Origin of the sequence: Streptomyces sp. SID5910 (assembly GCF_009862125.1) — a bacterium.
In the GTDB taxonomy this organism is placed as follows: Bacteria; Actinomycetota; Actinomycetes; order Streptomycetales; family Streptomycetaceae; genus Streptomyces.
The window spans coordinates 50,730-65,386 of the sequence record NZ_WWHX01000398.1; the positions used below are offsets into that span (position 1 = coordinate 50,730).

Annotated in this window: 21 protein-coding genes and 1 pseudogene; 20 read left to right on the forward strand and 2 right to left on the reverse strand. The window is 69.0% G+C overall.

The annotated features are described in order from the left end of the window. Nucleotides 1-57: 57 nt before the first annotated feature. The 16 genes from GTW67_RS38515 (at nt 58) to GTW67_RS14040 (ending at nt 7,489) form a co-directional block, all read left to right on the forward strand. Nucleotides 58-330 carry an HNH endonuclease signature motif containing protein gene (locus GTW67_RS38515; protein WP_524539778.1) on the forward strand — a complete coding sequence of 91 codons (273 nt, stop codon included), beginning with the start codon at nt 58-60 and terminating at the stop codon, nt 328-330. A 303-nt stretch (nt 331-633) separates the two neighbouring features. After that, complete coding sequence (locus GTW67_RS38520; protein ID WP_524539779.1) at nt 634-996, forward strand: DUF7169 domain-containing protein; 363 nt, start codon at nt 634-636, stop codon at nt 994-996. Continuing rightward, entirely contained in the window at nt 965-1,186 is a 222-nt protein-coding gene (locus GTW67_RS13980) for a hypothetical protein (protein WP_161165132.1), read from the forward strand. The genes GTW67_RS38520 and GTW67_RS13980 overlap by 32 nt, the downstream gene beginning before the upstream one ends. A gap of 167 nt (nt 1,187-1,353) precedes the next feature. Beyond that, a complete protein-coding gene (locus GTW67_RS13985; RefSeq protein WP_161165133.1) occupies nt 1,354-2,118 on the forward strand; it encodes a helix-turn-helix domain-containing protein in 765 nt (254 codons plus the stop codon). A gap of 40 nt (nt 2,119-2,158) precedes the next feature. After that, the gene (locus GTW67_RS36990; protein ID WP_202437200.1) at nt 2,159-2,305 is read left to right on the forward strand and encodes a hypothetical protein; all 147 of its coding nucleotides are present in this window, start codon (nt 2,159-2,161) and stop codon (nt 2,303-2,305) included. Between the two features lie 57 nt (nt 2,306-2,362). Next, a complete protein-coding gene (locus GTW67_RS13990) occupies nt 2,363-3,316 on the forward strand; it encodes a hypothetical protein (protein WP_161165134.1) in 954 nt (317 codons plus the stop codon). A 250-nt stretch (nt 3,317-3,566) separates the two neighbouring features. Continuing rightward, entirely contained in the window at nt 3,567-4,013 is a 447-nt protein-coding gene (locus GTW67_RS13995) for a hypothetical protein (protein ID WP_161165135.1), read from the forward strand. Between the two features lie 107 nt (nt 4,014-4,120). Then, entirely contained in the window at nt 4,121-4,342 is a 222-nt protein-coding gene (locus tag GTW67_RS14000) for a hypothetical protein (protein ID WP_161165136.1), read from the forward strand. A gap of 2 nt (nt 4,343-4,344) precedes the next feature. Continuing rightward, the gene (locus GTW67_RS14005) at nt 4,345-5,178 is read left to right on the forward strand and encodes a sortase family protein (RefSeq protein ID WP_161165137.1); all 834 of its coding nucleotides are present in this window, start codon (nt 4,345-4,347) and stop codon (nt 5,176-5,178) included. A 68-nt stretch (nt 5,179-5,246) separates the two neighbouring features. After that, nucleotides 5,247-5,441: a hypothetical protein gene (locus tag GTW67_RS14010; RefSeq protein ID WP_161165138.1), complete on the forward strand. Its 195-nt coding sequence runs from the start codon at nt 5,247-5,249 to the stop codon at nt 5,439-5,441. Further along, the gene (locus tag GTW67_RS14015; protein ID WP_161165139.1) at nt 5,438-5,620 is read left to right on the forward strand and encodes a hypothetical protein; all 183 of its coding nucleotides are present in this window, start codon (nt 5,438-5,440) and stop codon (nt 5,618-5,620) included. The genes GTW67_RS14010 and GTW67_RS14015 overlap by 4 nt, the downstream gene beginning before the upstream one ends. Nucleotides 5,621-5,894: 274 nt before the next feature. Continuing rightward, nucleotides 5,895-6,137, forward strand: a complete 243-nt coding sequence (locus tag GTW67_RS14020; protein ID WP_161165140.1) for a hypothetical protein — start codon at nt 5,895-5,897, stop codon at nt 6,135-6,137. 90 nt (nt 6,138-6,227) lie between these two features. Further along, the gene (locus GTW67_RS14025) at nt 6,228-6,869 is read left to right on the forward strand and encodes a DUF2637 domain-containing protein (RefSeq protein ID WP_161165141.1); all 642 of its coding nucleotides are present in this window, start codon (nt 6,228-6,230) and stop codon (nt 6,867-6,869) included. Nucleotides 6,870-6,882: 13 nt separating this feature from the next. Further along, nucleotides 6,883-7,050: a hypothetical protein gene (locus GTW67_RS14030; protein WP_161165142.1), complete on the forward strand. Its 168-nt coding sequence runs from the start codon at nt 6,883-6,885 to the stop codon at nt 7,048-7,050. Continuing rightward, nucleotides 7,047-7,292: a hypothetical protein gene (locus GTW67_RS14035; RefSeq protein ID WP_161165143.1), complete on the forward strand. Its 246-nt coding sequence runs from the start codon at nt 7,047-7,049 to the stop codon at nt 7,290-7,292. Before GTW67_RS14030 ends, GTW67_RS14035 begins: the two co-directional genes overlap by 4 nt. Beyond that, nucleotides 7,289-7,489 (forward strand): hypothetical protein, encoded by a 201-nt coding sequence (locus GTW67_RS14040; RefSeq protein WP_161165144.1) that lies wholly within the window; start codon nt 7,289-7,291, stop codon nt 7,487-7,489. The genes GTW67_RS14035 and GTW67_RS14040 overlap by 4 nt, the downstream gene beginning before the upstream one ends. 58 nt (nt 7,490-7,547) lie before the next feature. On the opposite strand, the gene GTW67_RS14045 is transcribed toward GTW67_RS14040, so the two are convergent. Together GTW67_RS14045 and GTW67_RS14050 are read right to left on the reverse strand one after the other, a co-directional pair. Then, nucleotides 7,548-7,757, reverse strand: a complete 210-nt coding sequence (locus GTW67_RS14045) for a DUF397 domain-containing protein (protein ID WP_161165145.1) — start codon at nt 7,755-7,757, stop codon at nt 7,548-7,550. Further along, a complete protein-coding gene (locus GTW67_RS14050; RefSeq protein ID WP_161165146.1) occupies nt 7,754-8,593 on the reverse strand; it encodes a Scr1 family TA system antitoxin-like transcriptional regulator in 840 nt (279 codons plus the stop codon). The genes GTW67_RS14045 and GTW67_RS14050 overlap by 4 nt, the downstream gene beginning before the upstream one ends. Nucleotides 8,594-9,058: 465 nt before the next feature. Between GTW67_RS14050 and GTW67_RS14055 the strand changes: the two genes are divergently transcribed. The 4 genes and pseudogenes from GTW67_RS14055 to GTW67_RS14070 all read left to right on the forward strand — a co-directional run bounded on the left by GTW67_RS14055 (nt 9,059) and on the right by GTW67_RS14070 (nt 14,628). Further along, nucleotides 9,059-9,337, forward strand: coding sequence for a DUF7848 domain-containing protein (locus tag GTW67_RS14055; protein WP_161165147.1), 279 nt, complete (start codon nt 9,059-9,061; stop codon nt 9,335-9,337). A 282-nt stretch (nt 9,338-9,619) separates the two neighbouring features. After that, nucleotides 9,620-10,453: pseudogene (locus tag GTW67_RS14060) on the forward strand (LLM class F420-dependent oxidoreductase); the annotation flags it as partial. 156 nt (nt 10,454-10,609) lie between these two features. After that, a complete protein-coding gene (locus GTW67_RS14065; protein WP_161165148.1) occupies nt 10,610-12,079 on the forward strand; it encodes a 3' terminal RNA ribose 2'-O-methyltransferase Hen1 in 1,470 nt (489 codons plus the stop codon). After that, nucleotides 12,076-14,628 carry a polynucleotide kinase-phosphatase gene (locus GTW67_RS14070; RefSeq protein ID WP_161165149.1) on the forward strand — a complete coding sequence of 851 codons (2,553 nt, stop codon included), beginning with the start codon at nt 12,076-12,078 and terminating at the stop codon, nt 14,626-14,628. Before GTW67_RS14065 ends, GTW67_RS14070 begins: the two co-directional genes overlap by 4 nt. Nucleotides 14,629-14,657: the final 29 nt, after the last annotated feature.

The window sequence follows — 14,657 nt, forward strand, 5'->3', positions numbered from 1 at the left end:
GTTGACCGCATGGTGGCGGGATCTCGTCCCTCTGCTGTGCGGTCCGTGCCGCGCCCCATGCGCATCACGCCCCTTCTTCGGCCGCCTGAGCCTCCGTCCGGCCCCTCCCGCCGTGACACTCTGCGACGGTGGGAGGAGTCGGATGAGTGGTCCTGTGCCTACTGTGACGCCGCATTTACACAAATGGTTGTAGCAGAGGTGGACCATGTTCGTCCGCTTGCGAAGGGCGGGGTTCACCATCCGTTCAACTTGGCCCCATCGTGCGGTCCCTGCAACCGCGCGAAAGGCGACACGGATGTCATGTCTTGGCTGGCACAAAAGCACAGGTGAGAGCCTGACGGCCCACGATCGGGCGGTCACGCAAGGCGACCTACCGAGACTCACGGGTCGGCGTGGCGAAGTTGTGAAGATAACGACTTGATCACGCTAAGAAGTTGAACAGTGAGACATCTCGGCCGACATATGCCCAGGTGAGATTGGTCGGCCGACATACGACGTCCGTTCGGCCGGTTTGACCTAATCGGACTATCCATCACAAAGCGGCCCTACAGGTGGAGTTGATCCGGCCGCTTGTTCGTTGCTTGTGGAGGTTGTGTGACCTACAGTCCAAGTCACGTCACAGACGGACAGCGAATGACCGATCTGCTAGACGCGCTGATTCAGGCAGCGCTAGAAGTGCGGCAGTTCGTAAACGTCTATGACGACGCAGCTACCATGCCGGGCCGACGGCCTGACGTGGATGCGGACGGAACGGGGCGTACGGCGACGCGCGACCCGGGCCGACCGACGGAGGCAACGGCGCTGGACGGGCGACGGCTTGCGCTCCAGGCAGAACTTCACAGTGGCGCCGACTGGCTCGCCTACGCAGTGGCAGCCACTCGCGGCGTCTCCGCATCCATGGATCGTGCCCTTACCCGGTGGGAGGGGGAGGACACGGCCCTCCAGCTCCCAGGGGGAACGACAGTTGATCATCATCACGGGGCCGCAGGACACTGACGAAGCCGTCGGACTCCTGGCGGAGATGGCGGGGCTACTCGACGCTGTCCCCGCGTACAGCGCAGCACTTCAGTGGGCCACGGCGACGGCTCTTTACTGCATGGCCGGCTGGGAGCACTGCTCCCTCGCCGTCGCTGACGTGACGATCGCGGAGGCGTGCGGCCTCATAGTGCATCGACTCACCGTCTGAGGTCCGCAAAACGACTCGCGGAGCCCCCGTTCCGACGTGGGACGGGGGCTTTCGCTTACCCAAAGCGCTGTGTGACTCAGGTCACAGCACACCACTGTCACATCTTCGCTCTCGCGCCCCATTACCTCACTACGCAAGACACACACACACGCACGGAGGAGCACACCATGTCGCGAGTCACGGTCACCGACGAGCAGATTCAGGCGGCACAGGCGGGGGACGAGGCCGCCATGTGGGAGATCGTCCAGGCATTCGACTCCATGTTCTCCGGCATGATCCGTTCCGTCGGAGCCTCGGGGGCCTCGCACGAGGAGGATCTCCTCCAGGAGGCGCGCGTCGTGCTCATCCAGCACGTGCGCTCCTACGAGACGGGCGCCGACGCGGCCAAGCTGACGAGCTACGTCTTCCAGGCGGCACGGCGGCGCATCGCGGAAGAGAACGTCGTCCACACGACCGAACTGACCACCGACCCCACGGCCGTTCTCCGCGTCCGTCGTGCGCTCTGGCACGCGGACGGCAACGTGGATGAGGCGTGGAGGACGCTCTCGGCGTGCTCCAACACGAAGAATCGGATGGAGCGCGAGCGCTTCATGTCCGTCGTGGAGGCGCTGGCCGGTACGGAGCGGCTGGACGCCCCCGTCGGCGACGACTCCGGCGGTGACGCCCTCACCCTCGCCGATGTCATCCCCGACCCCACCGCACAGTCCGTCGACTCCTTCGAGCGAATCGACCTGGCCCGCTGGCTCATGACCCAGATCCCGCAGCGTCAGGCATTTGCGCTCCGTGCGTTCTACGGCGTCGGCATGACGAAGCAGGAGGAGCCGGAGACGTGCGCCGACCTGACCGTCAAGCCGGCCACCTTGCGTCAGCTCCGCTCCCGCGGACTGGCCAACGCGAACTCCGTCGCCATCGCGCACGGGTTCGCTGCGTAAGCGATTCGCCCACCACCGACCACCGACAGGACAACCCACCATGAACCGCCTTCCCTCCCTCGACGACTACGACCTCTCCGGCGTCCGCCCCGACGAAGCCGTCCTCTGGGGCGACGACGTGATGTACGCCGTGGAGGCCCGCAGCGACGGAGAGTCCTTCGACGGCTTCACCGTCGACACGCTCTAGTACGCACCGCTCCGTAAAACGACTCACGCGACTCGACGTTACGACTGAGGAGAGAACATGACCGAGTACACCGCCACGTGCAACAGCCGCCCGTCCGACTCCGTAACGGCGCGGGCGGATGGCCGTTCCGTGGAGCTGGAGATGCGGGTATCCGGCGACTACAGGGGAGAGGCGTACCTGACGCCGGACAAGGCCCGCACCTTCGCCCGCGGCATCCTCGCCCTGGCCGACGAGATCGACGGGGGAGAGACGGAGGTGCCGATCCTCACGTTGCCCGCCATCGGTACCCGCTTCCAGGTCACGGAAGACGGACTCAACAGCGCCGACGTGAAGCGCGGCGCCGTCGTGACGGTGTCCGGCCATCACAATGACTACTTCGGCACCACGGCGGAGAACGGGGTCCGCTGGTACTTCAGCCCGAAGCACATCGGAGACGGCCTGGAGCCCGTCTCCGACGAACCGTCTGACCTCCTCGACGAAACGGGGCTCGCTGGCTGGGAGCGCGACCTCATCGGGGGCGCGAAGACCTCCGCCCCCACCAAGGTCGGCGACCGCGTGGAGATCGTGCGTGCGGAGTGGTGCGACCGGGACACGGAAGGCCGCACGGGCGTGGTCGACGAGGTGGACGCGGACGACGAGCACCTCTCCTTCCGCATCGTCGACGAGGCGGGCGACTTCATCGCGTGGGCCGCAGAGGTCCGGAAGGTCGACGCGCCGGCCGACGGAGTGGTGAAGGTCGGGGACTACGTGGAGATCACCCGATACCGCAGCTACAGCATTGAGTTCGAGGGCCTGCACGGGTACGTGACGCAGGTCGACGACGACAGCATGCCGTACCTCGTCGCCACCACCGACGAAGGGGAGGTGTGGGCGGAGGGCGTCCGCAGGATCGGCGCCTCGGCCCCCGACTCCACCCGCTCCGACCTCGTCAAGCGCGCCCAGACCGCTCTCGCCGGTACTAACCCCACGGCCGCGGACATCATCCGCCTGGCGGAGTTCCTCGCCGGATAGTCGCGTAAGTCGTTTCACGCAGCTCCTCGCAGGGGTTGTGTGGCCGACATACGTCATGTCATAGTGGTCACACCGCAAGGCACTAGCGAAGGAGTGGTCGTGGACATCAAGCGAGCCGGCAAGTTCGTCTGCATCGTCCACGGCCCCTCCTGCGACCACGACGCCAAGCGTCGGCACATCTTCCGTTGGGTCGCCGCGAAGTAACTGGATCGGGCGCTCCACACCGGGGCGCCCCAAGGGAGGGGACGAGATGCAGCCCAAACACCGCACCTTGCGCCGCGACAGGTGGACCAACGGCTACGTCACGAGTGACGGACGCTACGAGGTCAGCCCCGTGTTCGGGTCCAGCATCCGAGGCGGAGACGTCACCCGCCCCACCGGATGGTGTCTCAAGGACCGGCAGGGTGAGCCCTGCTACCGTCCGCGCCTTTCCGACATCCGCGACACCCTCGCGGAGCGCCCCACAGGAGTGGGCGGCACGGTTGCCGAACTCACCCCGACGATGCGCCGGGTGTACGACAGGGTTCAGGCCGGCTGGTCGGTTCGCCAGGGTGACGGCACGCAGTACCGCACCGTCAAGGCGCTCGCCGACCGTGGGCTGGTCAAGCTGGAGACCGAGTACCCGTACTGGGGTCAGGACAAGTGCCGCCACCTGTGGTCGTTCCGTCGCTGGCACGTCTCCAAGATCGAAGACTGACCCACCCGCCCCGCATAGGCAAGCCCGAACACCCGGCACCCCCAGTGCCGGCGGGCGCGCGGTTCGAATCCGCGGCGGGGCCCTTGCCCAACCAGTAGGAGTCTGAGATGCCAGTGTTCTACAAGCACTTCGGCGACGCTGCACACGACGCCCTGACGTCAAACGCGGACCGCGCTGCGCGTCACGCGGAGGAACGGGATGCGGCCACGCGAGCAGCCTTCGACCGCTTCCACGCCACGGCCAGGACGGACCGCAAGGCGGCCGTCGCCCAGCTCCACACCGACATGAAGCGCGCCGGGGGACCGGTGCCGCAGGACGAGGAGAAGTGACCATGAAGGAAGTCTTCGAGGAGCACCACTCGGGTGAGCGATACGGATACGTGACGGAGGTGGAGACCGACTCGGCGTACAAGCAGGTGCTTTTGAGTGCTGGGGCATTGGACGGTTCCCCGATCGACACCGCGTGGGTGTCGCCCATGCAAGCTCGTGCCATCGCCGAAGCCCTGATCCGCGCGGCTGACGAGGTGGAAACCCTCGCCCACACCGGCCGGCCCTCCCGTGCCCCGATGCGCATCGCCTCCGCTGCCGCGTTCGTCACCACCCTGGCCGCGCTCGGCTTCGTCGTCGCCCCCGACGCGCAGGCCCCGGAGTACCCGCTTCTGAAGGACGTCGTCTCTGCCCCCGTCATGACGCCCTCCCCGAACTCCCCGTCGCCGTACAAGCCGGAGCCCCAGCCGGCCACGCACACGGACCGGGACGAGGAGCGCAAGACACTGACGCCGTCGCCCTCCCCGACGATCGCCAAGCCGTCGTCGACCCCCGCCACGAAGCGGCCCGGGAAGACTCCCGCGGACATCCGCATCAGCTTCTACCGCGACTGCACGGGCGACCCCCAACCGTGCATCGACGCGGGGTCGCTGACGATGTACGCCGGGCACATCCTGGCCGGCCACAACTATGACGGGTACGCCTGGCTCTCCCGCGTCCCCGTCGGCCGCACGGTCCGCGTCATCTCTGGTCCGCTCGCCGGAACGTACCGGGTCTACGGGCACCAGTACATCGACCGCCAGGGCGGCGCCATCCCCACGTTCTCCGGCGGCCCGGACCTCGTCCTCCAGACGTGCGAGGGGGACGGCACGGGGTTCTCGTTGCTGCGCCGAGTCTGACCTAGAGCCCCTGTCAATTCCGGTGACAGGGGCTCTTCCTGTACCGCAAACCGCTCACAGGAGGAGCTATGTCCGTACTGACCATCCCCGCCCGCGACGTCCGCAGGGGTGACCGCTTCAGCCTCCACGGGCACCGACGCGCCGCCTCCGACGGAGCCTGGCCGTGGGGAGAGGGGAGCGTCACCCTGCACTTCGAGGGCGGCGGCTACGCCATCGTGCCGGCGGGTACGGAGGTCGTGGTGAACCGCGGGGAGGCGGCGTGACGTTCCGCCTGACGTTCGAGGACGGCCCCACCGTACTCGTCGACGAGGACGCGCGGCTCCTCTTCCTCCGCCTGGCGAAGCAACGTGGGGACGAGGTGACCCGCGTCCGCGGGGGCCACGTCATCACGCTCGCCGGCCGACGGGTGCGACGGGTGGCACTGATCGCGGAAGTCGCGTGAGTCGTTTTACGCGACGCGGTTGTGTGGTCGACATAACTTGTGTCATAGTCGTCACACCGCAAGGCACTCGCAGAGGGTCGGGCGGCACAACTCCACAGAGAGCAGACCTCCTGCACGTGCTGGCTGTGCAGGCGTAACCATGGGCCTGACGACGCCGAAGAGGACGCGGAGAGCACCCGCGAGACGGATCGGACCTCCTCCAGGATCACGTAGCCCCCGCCATGGCAGTACTGCTCTCTGTGGGCCCCAGCCCGACCGACACAGAGGAGCAGCAATGGACCGACACGACCCGCACAGCACCCGACTTGACGCCTCGAACGTGGTCATCACGGCCCGCCAGGCGGTACCGGGGACCGTAGTTCTTGTCGAGGGCTGGGCCAGCTTCGCCACGGTCACTGTCGCCCGGTGGGAGCCGGCGGGCGACGGTTACGCCACGCTCTACGGTGCTGACGGAATCGCCCGCGGCAAGTTCCTTCCCGATGAGTTCCTGGAGGCCGACCCGAAGTCGATCGGCTGAGCGACCCGGAGCCCCACGCGAGCCCCTGTCGATTCCGGCGACAGGGGCTCCGGTTCACACTCACAACTTACGCACACAGAACGAGGAGCCATGAGAGCACTCCGCCGGCTGGACCCCCTCCTGATTCAAGCCGTCATCGCAGCCGCACTCTCCTTCGCCCACATCCACGACATCGCGGAGGCCGCGGGGCAGGGCGGGTGGAAGGCGTGGGCCTACCCCGTGTCCGTCGACGTCCTCCTTGTCATGGCCTGGAAGCGTGTCCGGGAGGCGGAGGAGGGGGAGTCGGTTAAGGCCGCACGCCTGTGGTTCTGGCTCTCCCTGGCGGCGTCCATGAGCGCGAACGTCGCCACGGCCGGCGTCGTCGACCTGGAGCACCCGCCGACGATGCTCCGTGTCCTCGTCGCCGCCTGGCCGGTGCTCGCGTTCTTCGGGGGTTCGCTGCTCGTCCACTCGCGCAAGGCACCCACGGGCACCAACGAGGGGCCGCAGAAGGCCGCTGAAGAGCCTGTGGGGGAGTCGGTGGAGGAAGTGGTCCCGGAGTCCGTGGAAGAGCCGCAGAAGCCCGTCCTGGTCACGTACAAGGAAGCCGCCGACATGGCCGGCGTGGCGACGGAGACGATCCGCGGAGCAGCTAACAGCTCCCGGCTCGTCAAGCACCAGACCATCGAGGGGCCACGCGTCAGCCTCGACGAGGTACGTAAGGTCTACAACAAGCGCCCCGTGGGCGCGTGAAGAAAGGGAGAGCATGAACACGGTTCAGGACTCGTACGGGAACGCGATCACGACCCGCGTGAACAAGGATGAAGTCCAGGTCGTCGCGGACGGCGAGACGCGGGCCGACTACACCCCAGCACAAGCACGCGAACTGGCCGCCGCTCTCCTCCGCGCGGCGGACGAGGCGGAGGGGGTATGAGCGACTTCGCCGCCTGCTTTATCGCCCGTCAGGTCGCGAGCGATGAGGAGATCTTCGCCCGCGATGCCCGTTACGCTGCTGACCTGCTCAACTCCATCGCTTCCAACCCCGTGGTAGACGGGGTGACCGCTGGCGACCTCGCCCGTCTCTCCGCGCGCGTGACGGAGCTGATCCGCCTAAGCGCGAAGATCGGCGCCATGCGTGAGACGGCGCTGACGTTGACCGCAGAGGGGGCGCGATGAAGCTCGACGACGACGTGTTGATTACCCTGGAGCGACTGGAACACGTCGACGACGCACCGCTTGTAGCGACGTACCAGCGGTCCTTGCCGGCTCTGGTGTACCTCGTGGCTGCGCGTTACGTTGAGGACGCCGGGCCAGGTCGCATGCGGATCACCGACGCTGGACGACAGGCGCTCGCCGACCACCGCGCACACTGAGCACCGCCACGAAGGCCCCCGCCATCAGGCAGGGGCCTTCTTTGCGTTGCGGGCCAGATCAGACGTCGCCGCGCTTCACAGCGTCGACGAAGCCCCACCACGTGTCGTCGGAGAAGACGACCGCCGGGCCGGCGGGAACCTTGCTGTCGCGCACAGGGAGTGCCGCAGGGACGGCGCCGTGGGCGACCTCGATGCAGTCGCCCTGATTGCCGCTGTAGGTGGACTTGGTCCAGGCGAAGCCTGCGGCGGAGGAGTCGGGGATGATCATTGGATGGAGTCCTTCAGTCGTTCAATGAGGTCGGCTGAGTCGTCGAACGGGAGGGCAGCCGCGCGCAGACGCTCGAAGGCCGACCCGTACCGACTCACTTCCGTATGATCCTCGACGTACAGCGCGTTCGTCAGGTTCTCCAGGTAGACGACGTCAAGATCGGCCGTCTCAGGGAACCCGAACAACACGAAGCTCCCGATCAGCCCCACGTGCGGTGGGGCGTCGAGCGGAAGAACTTGTATCGAGACATTCGGAAGCTCTTGTCTGTCGAGCAGCGATTGAAGCTGCTCTTTCATGATCTTCGGCTGGCTCTTCACTCGCGGGTGCAGCGCAGCCTCATGGATGACGGCCCACAGCTCCAGGGGCTCCGGACGCGTGAGAACGGACTGCCGCGCCATCCGTACTTCGGCCAAGCGGTTGACCTCGTCGGCCGTCGACGTCATGCCTGTGGCGCCCAGCGTGGCGCGGGCGTAGGCGACAGTCTGTAGGAGCCCTGGAATCAGTGTGGACTGGTACGAGCGCATGGACTGGGCGTCAGCCTCCAGGCTGATCAGGTCCGCGTAGGCTGGAGAGATCAAGTCTTTGTAGGTCTGCCACCACCCGCGCCGGCTTCCGTGCCGGGCGATGGCCCGGAGGACTGTGCGGAGGGACTCGTCCTTGGCGTCGTAAAGGTCGAGCAGCTCGTCAAGGTCGTCGGGCTTGATGCCGAGGCGCCCCAGCTCGACGCGGCCGACCTTCGATTCGGCCATGGACGTGCGAGCGGCGACGTCTTCGAGTTTCAGCCCCTTCGCCTGCCGCAACTGACGGAGCTTCGCCCCAAGCTGCCGCTTGCGCACTGTCGGCTCTCCCACTGCGCCCAACTCGTCCCCGATCCCCTCGTCTCTGTGCCATCTTCGCGCCGCTGGAGCGACGCGGCTACACAGCCTCCCACAGATGTGATGCACACGAGAGATCTGACTGCGTTTTTGCAGTCTTAGTCTGTCGGGTTGCATTCTGTGCCTTCATGGCGACACACTAGACGTGCCATTCCGCACACGGCGAGTCACCGAATATACGGGGCTTCGTTGTGACGTGTGCCTGATTCCGGGAGGTGGGGGAATGGCGGCTTTACGGAGACGGGGTCCAGTGACGTTGACTGACCCGTTTGTGCGAGGGCCGGAGCCGACGCCGGGATGCGACGTTTGCGGGGCGCTAGTCCGGCAGCGTCGGGAGGCGTTGAATCCGAAGAGTCCGTCGTACGACCTGTCGAAGGCATCGGATCTCCTCGTCGAGATCGGCCGGCACCCCCATGGGAGGCCGCAATGAGCCGTGACCCGTTCCCCGAAATCTCGTCGGACGAGGAACTCGACGACGTCTGGGCCGGCTACTACGTCGAGTGCGTGGGGTGCGTTGACATGATCCCCGCTAAGGACGTGGCGGACGCGCACGACAAGGACGTAAGCCCCGTTGAGTGGGCGCGACGCCACACGGCAGAGAAGCCGTGGCACACGCGCTTCCGGACGACTCGAATCGTGAACTTCAGCGTGTCGGCCGACGTGCCGTCGGGGTATCCGCTGGAGCCGCTCCCGTCGGCCCCCTAGACCCGCGGACCGGGCGCCCGTGCGCCTGGCTCGCGGTGGGCGCGACGGGGAGTGTGGCGCCCCCGTTGAGGTCGGCAGGCGCCAACCTCGCACTCCCCGTCCGCGTCCAATCCCTCGTCCTGTGGCCGCTCCTCGTGGCGGGACAAGGGCCCCCGCCCGACGCCGACACCCCTAGTCAGTCAGGGGGTTCGGGCGGACGAAGTCCCGCTCACTCGTTATGAGGTGAGCGGGGCTTCTTCGTTTCCGCAGGTCAGAGGGGGTGGTAAGCTAAGGTAGCAAAGAGACCGGATCTTCCGCAGCGACCACTACCTCGCCATGGGTTCCGTGGACGGCCTTCCCGGCCCCACGGACGCCTGGATCACCCTCGCCGGCCTCGCCCGCGAGACCCGGCGCATCCGGCTCGGCACGCTCATGACGGCCGGCACCTTCCGGCTGCCCGGCGTGCTCGCCATCCAGGTCGCCCAGGTCGACCAGATGTCCGGCGGCCGCGTCGAGCTGGGCCTCGGCGCCGGCTGGTTCGAGCAGGAGCACAAGGCGTACGGCATCCCCTTCCCGAAGGAGAAGTTCGCGCGCCTGGAGGAGCAGCTGGCGATCGTCACCGGTCTGTGGGCCACGGAGACCGGCAAGACCTTCGACTTCCACGGGAAGTTCTACGACCTCACCGAGTCGCCCGCGCTGCCCAAGCCCGCCCAGGCGAAGGTCCCCGTGCTCATCGGCGGCCACGGCGCCACCCGCACCCCGCGTCTCGCCGCGCGGTACGCCGACGAGTTCAACATCCCGTTCGCCTCGATCGAGGACACCGAGCGCCAGTTCGGCCGGGTGCGGGCCGCCGCCGAGGAGGCCGGCCGCGGCGCCGACGCGCTGACCTACTCCAACGCCCTGGTCGTGTGCGTCGGCAAGGACGACGCCGAGGTCGCCCGCCGGGCCGCCGTGATCGGCCGCGAGGTCGACGAGCTGAAGGCCAACGGGCTGGCGGGCTCCCCGGCCGAGGTCGTCGACAAGATCGGCCGCTACGCCGCCGTCGGCGCCCAGCGGATCTACCTCCAGATCCTCGACCTCGACGACCTGGACCACCTGGAGCTGATCTCCGCCCAGGTGCAGGCGCAGCTGGCCTGAGGACGCCTCTCGAATAACCGAAGGCGCCGGTCACCCGCCCCGTGCGATGGTGTGACGGTCGTCCTGCCGGAGCCCCCGGGGAACACCCTGGGGGCTCTCGCGCGCACGGCGCCCACGCAGTCGTCCGCACCGACCCCGACCCGGCCGGAGAGGCCCATGTTCCTGACCGTCACCACCACCGGCACCCCCGAGCGCCCCGCGACCGACCTCGGTTTCCTGCTGCACAAGCATCCCGACAAGGCGCAGACGTTCTCCACCTCCTTCGGCACGGCCCACGTGCTCTACCCCGAGGCGGATGAGCAGCGCTGCACGGCGGCGCTGCTGCTGGAGGTCGACGCGGTGGCGCTGGTCAGGCGCGGCAAGGGCAAGGGCCGGGGCGGCGCCCCCGACGCGGCTCTCGCGCAGTACGTCAACGACCGCCCCTACGCGGCCTCTTCGCTCCTCGCCGTCGCGCTGAGCAACGTCTTCTCCAGCGCCATGCGCGGCGTGTGCAAGGCCCGCCCCGAGCGTGCCGCCGAGCCGCTGCCGCTGCGCGTCGAGGTGCCCGCGCTGCCCGCCCGCGGCGGCCCCGGCCTCGTACGCCGCCTGTTCGAGCCGCTCGGCTGGGCGGTCACCGTCGAAACGGTCCAGCTGGACACCGAGTTCCCCGAGTGGGGCGACTCGCGCTACGTCCGCCTGGTCCTGGAGTCCGACTCCCTCACCCTCTCCCACGCCCTGCGCCACCTCTACGTGCTCCTGCCGGTGCTCGACGACGCCAAGCACTACTGGGTCTCGCCGGACGAGGTCGACAAGCTGATGCGGGCGGGCGGCGCCTGGCTGTACTTCCACCCCGAGATGAAGCTGATCACCAGCCGCTTCCTGTCCCGCCGCTGGTCCCTGACCCGGGACGCGATGGAACGCCTGGAGCTGATCCGGCTGGCCGAGACCGACGACAGCGAGGTCGAGGAGATCGACAACGCCGTCGAGGAGGAGACCGAGCAGGAGGAGAAGCCCACCCCGCTCGCCGTGCGGCGCCGCGAGGCGATCCTCACCGCCCTGCGGGACCACTCCGCCGCCCGCGTCCTCGACCTCGGCTGCGGCGAGGGCCACCTCGTGCGGGAACTCCTCAAGGACCCGCGGTTCACCGAGATCGTCGGCACCGACGTGTCCGTGCGCGCCCTCACCATCGCCGCCCGGCGGCTCAAGCTGGACCGCATGGGCGAGCGGCAGGCCGCGCGCGTCAGCCTCTTCCAGGGCTCCCTCGCCTACACCGACAAGCGCCTCAAGGGCTACGACGCCGCCGTGCTCAGCGAGGTGATCGAGCACCTGGACCTGCCGAGGCTGCCCGCCCTGGAGTACGCCGTGTTCGGCGCGGCCCGCCCCCGCACGGTCGTCGTCACCACGCCGAACGTCGAGTACAACGTGCGCTGGGAGTCCCTGCCCGCCGGACACGTCCGCCACCGCGACCACCGCTTCGAGTGGACCCGCGAGGAGTTCCGCACCTGGGCACGGGCGGTTGCCGAACGGCACGGCTACGACGTGGAGTTCCGCCCCGTCGGACCCGACGACCCCGAGGTGGGCCCGCCCACGCAGCTGGCCGTGTTCACCACAGAGACCGTGACCGAGAAGGAGGCGAAGGCCGCATGAGCACCACCGGCACCACCCCCGCGCGCTCCCGCGCCCTGCCCGTCACCGACCTCTCCCTCGTCGTGCTGATCGGCGCCTCCGGCTCCGGCAAGTCCACCTTCGCGCGGCGCCACTTCACGCCGACCGAGGTCATCTCCTCCGACTTCTGCCGGGGTCTGGTCGCCGACGACGAGAACGACCAGAGCGCCAGCCGGGACGCCTTCGACGTCCTGCACTACATCGCCGGCAAGCGGCTCGCCGCCGGCCGCCGCACCGTCGTGGACGCCACCAACGTGCAGCAGGACGCCCGCCGTCAGCTGATCGAGCTGGCCAGGAAGCACGACGTGCTGCCCATCGCCGTCGTCCTCGACGTGCCCGAGCAGGTCTGCGCCGAGCGCAACGCCGGCCGCACCGACCGCGCCGACATGCCCCGCCGGGTCGTCCAGCGCCACACCCGCGAACTCCGCCGCTCCCTGCGGCACCTGGAGCGCGAGGGCTTCCGCAAGGTGCACGTCCTGCGCGGCGTCGAGGAGGTCGAGCACGCCACCGTCGTCACCGAGAAGCGGTTCAACGACCTGACCCACCTCACCGGACCGTTCGACATCGTCGGCGACATCCACGGCTGCGCCGCCGAGCTGGACGCCCTGCTCGGCAAGCTCGGCTACGCCGACGGCGTCCACCCCGAGGGCCGCACCGCCGTCTTCGTCGGCGACCTGGTCGACCGCGGCCCGGACAGCCCCGGCGTGCTGCGCCGCGTGATGTCCATGGTGAAGTCGGGCAACGCGCTGTGCGTGCCCGGCAACCACGAGAACAAGTACGGCCGGCACCTCAAGGGCCGCAAGGTCCAGCACACTCACGGACTCGCCGAGACCATCGAGCAGATGGACGGCGAGAGCGAGGAGTTCGTCGCCGAGGTACGGGAGTTCATCGACGGCCTCGTCAGCCACTACGTCCTTGACGGCGGCCGGCTCGTGGTCTGCCACGCCGGGCTGCCGGAGAAGTACCACGGCCGCACCTCCGGCCGGGTCCGCAGCCACGCCCTGTACGGCGACACGACCGGCGAGACCGACGAGTTCGGGCTGCCCGTGCGCTACCCGTGGGCCGAGGACTACCGGGGCCGCGCCGCCGTCGTCTACGGCCACACCCCGGTCCCCGAGGCGACCTGGCTCAACAACACCATCTGCCTGGACACCGGCGCCGTCTTCGGCGGCAAGCTCACCGCGCTGCGCTGGCCGGAGCGCGAGCTGGTCGACGTACCGGCCGAGCGGGTCTGGTACGAGCCGGCCAGGCCGCTGCGGACCGAGGCGCCCGGCGGACACGACGGCCGTCCGCTGGACCTGGCGGACGTCCAGGGCCGCCGGGTGGTGGAGACCCGGCACGCCGGGCGGATCACCGTGCGCGAGGAGAACGGCGCGGCCGCCCTGGAGGTCATGAGCCGCTTCGCGACCGACCCCCGGCTGCTGCCGTACCTCCCGCCGACCATGGCGCCGACCGCCACCTCGGGAGTGGACGGCTACCTGGAGCACCCGAAGGAGGCGTTCGCGCAGTACGCGGCCGACGGGGTGGAGCGCGTGGTGTGCGAGGAGAAGCACATGGGCTCGCGGGCGGTGGTCCTGGTCTGCCGCGACGCGGAGGCGGCGCGCGCCCGCTTCGGCGTGGACGGCCCGACGGGGTCGCTCTACACCCGCACCGGCCGCCCGTTCCTGGACGACGCGTCCCTCACCGAGGCGATCCTCGACCGGCTGCGCACCGCGATCGGCGAGGCCGGCCTGTGGGACGAGCTGTCCACGGACTGGCTGCTGCTCGACGCCGAGCTGATGCCGTGGTCCCTGAAGGCCGCCGGGCTGCTCCGCTCCCAGTACGCCGCGGTGGGCGCCGCCGCCGGCGCGGTGTTCCCGGGCGTGCTGTCCGCCCTGGAGGGTGCGGCCGCCCGGGGCGTCGAGGTCACGGAGCTGTTGGCCCGGCAGCGGGAGCGGTCGGCCGACGCCGGCGCGTTCACCGACGCGTACCGTCGCTACTGCTGGCCCACCGACGGCCTGGACGGCGTCCGCCTGGCCCCGTTCCAGGTCCTCGCCGCCCAGGGCCGCAGCCTGGCCGACCTGCCGCACGACGAGCAGCTCGCGCTCATCGACCGGCTCGTCGAGCACGACGCGAGCGGCCTGCTGCACACCACCCGGCGGCTGTACGTCGACACCGGCGACCCCGAGTCGGTGGCGGCGGGCACCGACTGGTGGCTGGAGATGACCGGCCGGGGCGGCGAGGGCATGGTCGTCAAGCCGGTCGCCGCGCTGGTCAGGGACGACAAGGGCCGCCTGGTGCAGCCCGGCATCAAGTGCCGGGGCCGCGAGTACCTGCGGATCATCTACGGCCCCGAGTACACGCGCCCCGACAACCTGGCCCGGCTGCGGCAGCGCTTCCTCAACCACAAGCGGTCGCTCGCGATCCGCGAGTACGCCCTCGGCCTGGAGGCCCTGGACCGGCTCTCGGACGGCGAACCGCTGTGGCGCGTGCACGAGGCGGTCTTCGGCGTCCTCGCCCTGGAGTCCGAACCGGTGGACCCGCGGCTGTGAACCCGAGGCTGTGAACCCGGGTCCCGGCC